Raw genomic sequence first — 9,076 nt, forward strand, 5'->3', positions numbered from 1 at the left:
CGTGCGCGCGCACGACCGCCAGCACGGGGCCGAAGATCTCCTCCTTGTAGATACGCATCTCGGGGGTCACGCGATCGAACAGCGTGCCGCCGATGAAGAAGCCGTTCTCGTGGCCCTGCAGCCTGAGGCCGCGGCCGTCGACGACCAGCTCCGCCCCTTCCTGCACGCCGAGATCGACATAGCCGCGAACCTTGTCGAGATGCTGCTTCGTCACCAGCGGCCCCATCTCGGCCTCGGGATCGGTGCCGGGCCCGATCTTGAGGGCCCGCACCCGCGGCGCCAGCCGGGCGATCAGCGCGTCGGCCGTCTTCTCACCGACCGGCACGGCGACCGAGATCGCCATGCAGCGCTCGCCGGCCGAGCCGTAGGCGGCGCCCATCAGGGCGTCGACGGCCTGGTCGAGATCGGCGTCCGGCATCACGATCATGTGGTTCTTGGCGCCGCCCAGCGCCTGCGCGCGCTTGCCGGTCCGCGCCGCGGTCTCGTAGATGTATTTCGCGATCGGGGTGGAGCCGACGAACGACACGGCGGCGACGTCGGGATGCAGCAGCAGCGCGTCGACCGCCTCCTTGTCGCCGTGCACCACCGAGAACACGCCGTCTGGCAGGCCGGCCTCCTTCAGCCAGTCGGCGAGCAGCAGGGCGGCGGAGGGATCGCGCTCCGACGGCTTCAGCACGAAGCAGTTGCCGCAGGCGAGCGCCACCGGGAACATCCACAGCGGCACCATGGCCGGGAAGTTGAACGGCGTGATGCCGGCGACGACGCCGAGCGGCTGGCGCACCGAATGGCTGTCGACCTGGGTGCCGACGTCCTCGGTGATCTCGCCCTTCAGGAGCTGCGGCGCGCCGGTGGCGAACTCGACCACCTCGAGGCCACGCTGCACCTCGCCCTTCGCGTCCGACAGCACCTTGCCGTGCTCGGCCGTGATGACGGCGGCGATCTCGCCGGTGCGCTCCTCGAGCAGGCGCAGGAAGCGGTTGAGGATGCGGGCGCGGCGCAGCGGCGGGGTCGCGGCCCAGGCCGGGAACGCACGGCGCGCGGCCGCGACGGCGGCGTCGACCTCGTCGCGCCCGGCGAGCGGCACCGTGCCGGTGACCTCGCCGGTGGCGGGATTGAACACCGGCGCGGAGCGGCCGCTGCGGCCGGACACGCGCGCGCCGGCGATGTGATGCGGAATTTCGACGGTCATCAGGGGAGACTCTCTGAGGGTAGGCCGCCGATCCTATCGCGATCGTCCCGCGACATGAAGCCGGGCGCAGCGACCAATCGGAGCATTGGTGCGGGGGTGTGCCCCGGCGCGGCGCAGGCCCGGCCCGAACGGAAACGGCCGGGCTTTTGGCCCGGCCGTCGCGTCTCGCTGCAGGCGAGAAAGCCTAGCTGTTGATCGTGCCGTAGTCCGGCGGCTGCCAGCGGTTCGGAGACCGATACAGGCCGCTGAGGATCAGGTCGCGCACGGCGAGCAGCTCCTTCGGCAGGCGGTCGAACAGCTTGATGAACAGCTCCTCGTGGCTGAGGATCTCCTTCATCCACTCGGCGCGGTCGACCGACATCACCTCCTCGAACTGGTCGCGGGTGAAGTCGATGCCGCGCCAGTCGAGATCCTCGTAGGTCGGCGAGTAGCCGAGCGGGCCTTCGACGGCGCGGGCGTTGCCGTTGGCACGCTCGACGATCCACTTCAGGACCCGCATGTTCTCGCCGTAGCCCGGCCACAGGAACTTGCCGTCCTTGTCCTTGCGGAACCAGTTGACGCAGAAGATGCGCGGCGGGATCGGGAACTTGCGGCCCATGTCGAGCCAATGGTTGAAGTAGGTTCCCATGTGGTAGCCGCAGAACGGGATCATCGCCATCGGATCGCGGCGAACCTCGCCGATATTGCCGAAGGCGGCGGCCGTCATCTCCGAGCCCATGGTCGCGGCGGCGTAGACGCCGAACGCCCACGAGAGCGGCTGGTAGACCAGCGGCGTCACGGTCGAGCGGCGACCGCCGAAGATCAGCGCCGAGATCGGCACGCCCTTCGGGTTCTCGTAGTCCGGATCGATCGCCGGGTTCTGCGAGGCGTGCACGGTGAAGCGGCTGTTCGGATGCGCCGCCTTGCGGCCGCAGTCGGGCGTCCAGTCCTTGCCCTGCCAGTCGATGGCGTGGGCCGGCGGATCACCGTCCATGCCTTCCCACCACACGTCGCCGTCGTCCGTGAGGGCGACATTGGTGAAGATGGTGTTCGACTCGATCGTCTTCATCGCGTTGGGGTTGGACTTGTAGTTCGTCCCCGGCGCGACGCCGAAATACCCGGCTTCCGGATTGATCGCGTAGAGCTTGCCGTCGGCCGCCGGCTTCAGCCAGGCGATGTCGTCACCGATGGTCGAGACCTTCCAGCCCTCGATCTCCTTGGGCGGGATCAGCATGGCGAAGTTGGTCTTGCCGCAGGCGCTCGGGAACGCGGCGGCCACGTAGGTCTTGCGGCCCTTGGGGTCGGTGACGCCGAGGATGAGCATGTGCTCGGCCATCCAGCCCTCGTCCCGGCCCAGCACCGAGGCGATGCGCAGCGCCAGACACTTCTTGCCGAGCAGCGCGTTGCCGCCGTAGCCGGAGCCGTAGGACCAGATCAGCCGCTCCTCCGGGAAGTGCACGATGTACTTCACGGTCGGATTGCACGGCCACGGAATGTCCTTCTGGCCGGGGGAGAGCGGCATGCCGACGGAGTGCAGGCACGGCACGAACACGTCGCTGTCGCCCAGCGCCTCGTCGACCGCGCGACCCATGCGGGTCATCAGCTTCATGTTGGTGGCGACGTAGGCCGAGTCGGTGATCTCGTAGCCGATATAGGCGATGTCGGAGCCGATCGGGCCCATCGAGAACGGGATCACGTACATCGTACGGCCGGCCATGCAGCCGTCGTACAGCTTGGTCAGCGTCGCCTTCATCTCGCGCGGATCGACCCAGTTGTTGGTCGGTCCGGCGTCTTCCTTCTTGTGGCTGCAGATGTAGGTGCGGTCCTCGACACGGGCGACGTCGCTCGGGTCGGAGAGGGCCAGGTAGGAGCCGGGCCGCTTGGCCGGGTTGAGGCGCTTGAAGGTGCCGGCCTTGACCAGCTGCTCGCAGAGATCGTCGTACTCCTCCTGGGAGCCGTCGCACCAGTGCACGTCCGAGGGCTTGCACAGCGCGATCATCTCGGCAACCCAGGCCTTCAAACGCGCACTTTTCACATGGGGGGGAATCTTGGTGGTCGCCAGCATGTCCCTCGTTCCGCTCCTTTGAAATACCCGCGTCGCTATAGCAGCTTCGGTTAACCCTCGCCATGCGGGGGACCGCGCATCGTCTAGGTAAATTCCCGCAATGCGCGAGCATTACCTTCGGCGAGTGCTCGTTTCCGCGGCACTGTGCAGTGCAGCGCCGCAGACGTCACAGCCACTTCTTGAGCTTGAAGAAGACGTAGGGAACGATCGCCGCGACGATCATCAAGATCAAAGCCATCGGATACCCGAACGTGAAGTCGAGTTCCGGCATGTGCTTGAAGTTCATCCCGTAGATCGACGCCACCAGGGTCGGCGGCATCAGCACCACGGCGGCGACCGAGAAGATCTTGATGATGTTGTTCTGCTCGATGGTCACGACCCCGACCATGGCGTCGAGCAGGAAGGTGATCTTGTTGGCCAGATAGGTCGCGTGGTCGGACAGCGACTGGACGTCGCGCTGCATGCCCTTGAGGGTGGCGCGCTGGTCCTTGGCCCAGCGCAGCCCGTCGGCCTCGTTGGCGAGGTAGAGCACCAGGCGGCCGATCGACACCAGGCACTCGCGCGCCTTGGAGGTGAGGTCGCCGGTGCGGCCGACGGAGCGCAGGATCTCCTGGCTGGGGATGCGGCCGGAGCCGGGTCGGTCGGGCTCGAAGATGGTGCGCGAGATGGCGTCCACCTCGCCGCCGATGCGCTCGAGAATGTCGGCGGAGCGGTCGATGATGGCGTCGAGCAGCTCCATCAGCACGGTCTCGCCGCTGATCCCCGACGGGCATTGCCGGGCGAGCTTGTTGGCGACGATGCTGAACGGGCGCGGCTCGTCGTAGCGCACCGTGATCAGCCGGTGCCCGGCCAGGATGAAGGTGACGGCCGTGGTGGTCGGGTTCTCGGACTCGGACCGGCACATCAGCGTGGCGGTCATGTAGCGGGCGCCGTTCTCGACATAGAGCCGGCTGGTCGGCTCGATCTCCTGCATCTCCTCGCGGGTCGGGACGGCGACGCCGACCGCGCGCTCGACCATCTTGTCCTCCGGCGGGACCGGAGAGACGAGGTCGATCCACACGGCGGACTCGGGGATCTCGCCGTCCGGGTCGATGACACGCCCTTCGAGCGTCGTGCCGGAGAGAAGCTTGACGGCGAGCATCGGGCCTCGGCGGTGATGAGGAATCCGCCGAAGCGGTGCGGCCTAATCGAGCGCGAGTCGGGGCCGACGGCAAGCCCCTTCGGGCAGGGCATCCGGCCGGCTGCAGGCGGCCGGGAGCCGCCCGCGGGTCTCGATCAGCGGCATGGCCATGGCGACCGGGCGGTCGCGCAGACGTCACGTGCGGCGATCAGGTCGCATCCGGCGCGGGTCGGTCCGCCCGCGCGGCCGTCAGGCGACGAAGTCGTGGTCGTCGCCCCAGCACTCGTCGTCCTCGGCCGTGTGGACCAGCTTGGCCGGCTCGGGAAGATGCTGGCAGCTCACCGCCGCGGCGACGGCCGCGATGCCGATGCGGGCGAATTGCTTGTCGTGGGCCGTGTCGGCGATGGCGCCGGCGGCCTGCGGAATGGCGGTCTTGGTCATGTCGAGCTCCTTGGGTCTCCCCCCGGCGGCCTCGTGCCGGGTGATCCCGTCTTGCCGGCCCGCCTCGGCGGAAGTGGGTGGAAATCCGTCCGGAAGCACGGCCATTCGGTGCCGATAGGATGGGCCGATAAGCCCATTGTTAAGCGCCGCCATGTTAAAGGACGCGTTAAGCCGGCGGCATGATATTCCCGGATTGCTGGACACCGCCGGAAACATGCCGCTCGTCGGGCAAACTCCTGACTCGGCGCCGCATTTTCGCCAATTTCCCGGATGTGCGGCAATCGCGCAACAGCCACTGGCCTTTGTGCCACGGGGGGGTTCCGCGGCCTGGAACCGGCGGATGGTTTTCGTTACACCATGAGTCGAACTTCGACCTACGCAGGAACGAGACGGGGCCCGCGATGATTCCGAAAGCGATCGTTGTTGTCCTGGCGGGACTGACGCTCGGCGCATGCGTGACGGCTGCGACGCCGGAGCCAGCGCCGGAAGCCAGCCTGAAGCCGCGCGACCGCGAGTTGCTGGCGAGGGCGCCTTACGCCAAGGCGTCGATCCCGGCGCCGTATCAGCGTCACATCGTCGACTATCACCGCAACGAGGCGCCGGGCACCATCCTGGTCGATTCCGACGCGCGGTTCCTCTACTACGTGCTGCCGAACCGCAAGGCGATCCGCTACGGCGTGACGGTGGGCGAAGAGGCCCTCGCGTTCTCGGGCATCGCCAAGATCGGCAACATGGCCGAGTGGCCGGGCTGGACCCCGACCCCGGACATCCACAAGCGGATCGAAGGCCTGCCGAACCACGTCGAGGGCGGCCCGGCCAATCCGCTCGGCGCCCGGGCGCTCTATCTCTACGCCAACGGCAAGGACACGCTGTACCGCATCCACGGCACCAACCAGCCCGAATACATCGGCTCGGCGATCTCGTCCGGCTGCATCCGGATGACCAACGAGGACGTCATCGACCTCTACAGCCGGACCAAGACGGGCACCACCGTAGTGGTGCTGGCGCCGGGCACTGGTCAGCCGTCGCCGATGGGCGGCGCCAAAGTGGCGGCGGTCGGCCACAACTGACCGACCCGACCCGTTCTGCGCGCCGGGCTGGGGGGCTGACGGCGCGATTTCAAAGTCCCGCGTCTCCGAGACGCGGGACTTTTTTTTATGCCGGGCCGGACGCGTCGTCGTCCCGGCGAGGACGTTGTGAAGCGCGCCGTTGCGGGACGCCACGAAGCGGCGAATCCGGAGTCCAGCCACGATGCCGGGACTTGTCGCGGAATTCCGGGTTCGCGGGCCGTCAGCCCGCACGCCGGACGGACCGGGCGAGAGGCTTCAGCCTCACCCCTTCCGCAGCCACTCCTGGGTGCGGGCGAGCGCGCGGTCGAGGCGGGCGAAGAGCTCGTCGATCTCCTCGGGCGAGATGATCAGCGGCGGACACAGCGACACCGTGTCGTTGGCGAGCGCCCGCACGATCAGCCCTTCCTGCTCGGCGAAGGCGACGCAGCGCGCACCGACGCCCTTCTTCGGATCGAAGCCCTGCTTGGTCGCCTTGTCGGCCACCATCTCGATGCCGCCCACGAGACCCAGCCCGCGCGCGTTTCCGACCAGGGGATGATCGGCGAGCCGGCGCAGATGGGCCTGGAACTGCGATGCCTTGGCCGCGACCTTCTCGACGATTCTCTCGCGCGCGTAGATCTCCAGGGTCTTCAGCGCGACCGCCGACGCCACCGGGTGTCCCGAATAGGTGAGCCCGTGGCCGAACGTGCCGATCTTGCGGCTCTCGACCAGCATCGCCTCGTACATGGCTTCGGGAATCGTGACCGCGGCGATCGGGATGTAGGCGGACGACAGGGCCTTGGCGACCGAGATCGAATCGGGCCGGAAGCCGAGCGTCTCGCAGCCGAACATCCGTCCGGTGCGGCCGAAGCCGCAGATCACCTCGTCGGAGATGACGTAGAGGTCGTACTTGTCGCAGACCGCCTGGATTTTCGGGAAATAGCTCGCCGGCGGCACCACGACGCCGCCCGCGCCCATCACCGGCTCGGCGATGAACGCCGCGACCGTCTCGGGCCCCTCGGCCTCGATCAGGGATTCGAGCTCGGCGGCGAGTCGCGTCGCGAAGTCGTCCTCGCTCTCGCCCTCCTGCGCGCCGCGGTAGTAATGCGGGCAGGCGGTGCGCAGGATACCGGGAATCGGCAGGTCGAAATCGGCGTGATTCGCGGCGAGGCCGGTGAGCGAGGCGGACGCCACCGTGACGCCGTGATACGCCTTGTCGCGCGCCACGATCTTCTTCTTCTCCGGGCGGCCGAGCGCATTGTTCATGTAGCGCACCAGCTTGACCTGGGTGTCGTTGGCCTCCGAGCCGGAGTTGCAGAAGAACACCTTCGAGGTCGGCACCGGCACGAGGCCCTTCAGGGTCTCGGCGAGCTCGACGGCCGGATCGTGGCTCTTGCCGTTGAACAGATGGGCGAAGGACAGGCGCCGCATCTGCGACGTCGCCGCCTCGATCAACTCCTCGTTGCCGTGGCCGAGCGACAGGCACCACAGGCCCGCCATCCCCTCGATGTAGTCCTTCCCGGTCGTGTCGTAGACGAACACCCCCTGCCCGCGCTCGAGCATCAGCGGGCCGGTGTCCCGGTGGGTGGCGAGATTCGTGTAGGGGTGAAGGACGGTCTCGATGTCGCGGACGGCTTGGTTTCCGAATACGGTCATGGCTGAAACTTTCACGAGGCGGGCAAATCAAAACAGCACACGGCACCTTAGCAGGGCCGGACGCGGTGCGCGCGGGGTCGTGTGCCGCAGCGGCGGCGGCCGTTGCCAGCCGCATCGCTTCGCACTATCGATGCGCGCGGCGAGCCGACCCGTGCACGCCCTGAAAGGCTGAACGATGGCGCGCCGCCGGCTGGCCGAGGAACCGCTCTCCCGCTTCGCCGTGTGGTCGCGGCGACTGGGGCTGTTCTCGCTCGCGGTGGTGCTCCTCGCCATCGTCATCGCGCGGGCGAGCCTGCTCGACGCCCTCCCCGTGCTGGTCACGTTCGGCGCCGGACTGGTGCTGGCGGTGCTCGGCATCGTCGTCGCCTTCATCGCCTTCGGGGTGATCTGGCACACCGGCGCCCGCGGCTTCGGCCATGCCGTCTCCGGCCTCGCCATCGGGCTCGCGCTCATCGCCTACCCGTCGTACCTCGGCTACAAGGCGACCAAGCTGCCGATGATCTCCGACATCACCACGGACGCGATCGATCCGCCGCGCTTCGAGGCGATCGCGCGGCTGCGCACCCGGCAGGCCAACCCGGTTCTCTACGCCGGCCTCTACACGGCCGAGCGGCAGCGCTCCGCCTATCCGGACATCGAGCCCTTGATGGTGAACGTCACCCCGGAGGCCGCCTACGAAGCGGCGATGACGCTGGTGACCAAGCGCAAGTGGCGCGTCGTCAACGCCCGGCAGCCGCAGGCCGGCCGCCGCGACGGTTTCATCGAGGCGGTGGCGCTGACGCCCATCATGGCGTTCCGCGACGACATCGCGATCCGCATCAAGGCGGTCGGCACCGGCTCGCGCATCGACATGCGCTCGTCCTCGCGCTACGGGCGGCTCGACTTCGGCGTCAATGCGAATCGGATCCGCAGCCTGCTCGAGGACATCGACGACCTCACCAGCGTGGTGAAGCCGGAGCGCCCGGCCCCGAAGCCGGCCGCGCCCCCCAAGGGCGGTCAGACCAGCAGGCGGTAGCTTCCGGTCAGCGACGGGACGCCCTCGGTGGCGACCACGCCGCGGGCCACCAGATCCTCGAGATGCGCCATCACCGACAGGCCCGCGGCTCCGGTGAGCCGCGGATCGAGCCCGATATAGATCGCCCGCACCAGCGTCGGGATATCGGCCGCGCCCTTGCGCAGCCGGCTCAGGATCGACGCCTCGCGGCCCTCGCGGTGGCGGATGTACTGGGTGACGAAATTCGGCGCGTCGCGCACCACCCCGCCGTGGCCGGGCAGGTAGAGCATCTCGTCACGCCGGGCGAGCTTGTGCAGCGATGCCATGTAGTCGCTCATCGCGCCGTCGGGCGGCGCGACGACCGAGGTCGCCCAGGCCATCACGTGGTCGCCTGCGATCAGCATTCCGGTGCCGCGCAGCGCGAAGGCCATGTGGTTGGCGGTATGGCCCGGGGTCGCCACCGCCTCCACGACGAAGCCGCCGGTCTCGAGCGTCTCGCCGTCGGCGAGCACCTGGTCGGGGCGGAAGTCGACGTCGTTCGAGGCCTCCATGCGCGGCACCTCGCCGAGATTGAGGGGCCGCG

At 68.4% G+C, this 9,076-nt stretch carries 8 protein-coding genes and 1 pseudogene; 2 read left to right on the forward strand and 7 right to left on the reverse strand.

Annotated features, from left to right (window positions below; all coding sequences use genetic code 11):
* The 4 genes from mmsA to CH341_RS09975 all read right to left on the reverse strand — a co-directional run.
* Positions 1–1,189, reverse strand: a 1,189-nt coding sequence (gene mmsA / locus CH341_RS09960) for a CoA-acylating methylmalonate-semialdehyde dehydrogenase (RefSeq protein WP_111418884.1), incomplete at its 3' end; no start/stop codon positions are given.
* 184 nt (positions 1,190–1,373) lie between these two features.
* Entirely contained in the window at positions 1,374–3,233 is a 1,860-nt protein-coding gene (locus CH341_RS09965) for a phosphoenolpyruvate carboxykinase (GTP) (protein WP_210208240.1), read from the reverse strand.
* A gap of 166 nt (positions 3,234–3,399) precedes the next feature.
* Positions 3,400–4,374: a magnesium transporter CorA family protein gene (locus CH341_RS09970; RefSeq protein WP_111418885.1), complete on the reverse strand. Its 975-nt coding sequence runs from the start codon at positions 4,372–4,374 to the stop codon at positions 3,400–3,402.
* Between the two features lie 228 nt (positions 4,375–4,602).
* The gene (locus CH341_RS09975) at positions 4,603–4,794 is read right to left on the reverse strand and encodes a hypothetical protein (protein WP_111418886.1); all 192 of its coding nucleotides are present in this window, start codon (positions 4,792–4,794) and stop codon (positions 4,603–4,605) included.
* Between the two features lie 401 nt (positions 4,795–5,195).
* Here CH341_RS09975 and CH341_RS09980 point away from each other — a divergent pair, with 401 nt between their 5' ends.
* A complete protein-coding gene (locus tag CH341_RS09980; RefSeq protein ID WP_111418887.1) occupies positions 5,196–5,864 on the forward strand; it encodes a L,D-transpeptidase in 669 nt (222 codons plus the stop codon).
* A 261-nt stretch (positions 5,865–6,125) separates the two neighbouring features.
* Here the strand turns inward: CH341_RS09980 and CH341_RS09985 are convergent, their stop codons facing one another.
* The gene (locus tag CH341_RS09985; RefSeq protein ID WP_111418888.1) at positions 6,126–7,499 is read right to left on the reverse strand and encodes an aminotransferase; all 1,374 of its coding nucleotides are present in this window, start codon (positions 7,497–7,499) and stop codon (positions 6,126–6,128) included.
* Between the two features lie 175 nt (positions 7,500–7,674).
* On the opposite strand from CH341_RS09985, the gene CH341_RS09990 reads away from it, so the two are divergent.
* Entirely contained in the window at positions 7,675–8,514 is an 840-nt protein-coding gene (locus CH341_RS09990; RefSeq protein ID WP_111418889.1) for a DUF1499 domain-containing protein, read from the forward strand.
* Here the strand turns inward: CH341_RS09990 and CH341_RS36405 are convergent.
* Together CH341_RS36405 and CH341_RS36410 are read right to left on the reverse strand one after the other, a co-directional pair.
* Complete coding sequence (locus CH341_RS36405) at positions 8,496–8,831, reverse strand: hypothetical protein (protein WP_425376168.1); 336 nt, start codon at positions 8,829–8,831, stop codon at positions 8,496–8,498. The genes CH341_RS09990 and CH341_RS36405 overlap by 19 nt on opposite strands.
* Positions 8,823–9,076: pseudogene (locus CH341_RS36410) on the reverse strand (hypothetical protein); the annotation flags it as partial. The gene CH341_RS36405 and the pseudogene CH341_RS36410, both read right to left, overlap by 9 nt.

Origin of the sequence: Rhodoplanes roseus (assembly GCF_003258865.1) — a bacterium.
GTDB lineage: Bacteria > Pseudomonadota > Alphaproteobacteria > Rhizobiales > Xanthobacteraceae > Rhodoplanes > Rhodoplanes roseus.

Bases quoted from the DNA above. Each gene is read 5' to 3' on its own strand.
- CH341_RS09980 (WP_111418887.1), top strand. From the start codon at position 5,196: ATGATTCCGAAAGCGATCGTTGTTGTCCTGGCGGGACTGACGCTCGGC.
- CH341_RS09975 (WP_111418886.1), bottom strand. From the start codon at position 4,794: ATGACCAAGACCGCCATTCCGCAGGCCGCCGGCGCCATCGCCGACACG.
- CH341_RS09970 (WP_111418885.1), bottom strand. From the start codon at position 4,374: ATGCTCGCCGTCAAGCTTCTCTCCGGCACGACGCTCGAAGGGCGTGTC.
- CH341_RS09990 (WP_111418889.1), top strand. From the start codon at position 7,675: ATGGCGCGCCGCCGGCTGGCCGAGGAACCGCTCTCCCGCTTCGCCGTG.
- CH341_RS09985 (WP_111418888.1), bottom strand. From the start codon at position 7,499: ATGACCGTATTCGGAAACCAAGCCGTCCGCGACATCGAGACCGTCCTT.
- CH341_RS36405 (WP_425376168.1), bottom strand. From the start codon at position 8,831: ATGAGCGACTACATGGCATCGCTGCACAAGCTCGCCCGGCGTGACGAG.
- CH341_RS09965 (WP_210208240.1), bottom strand. From the start codon at position 3,233: ATGCTGGCGACCACCAAGATTCCCCCCCATGTGAAAAGTGCGCGTTTG.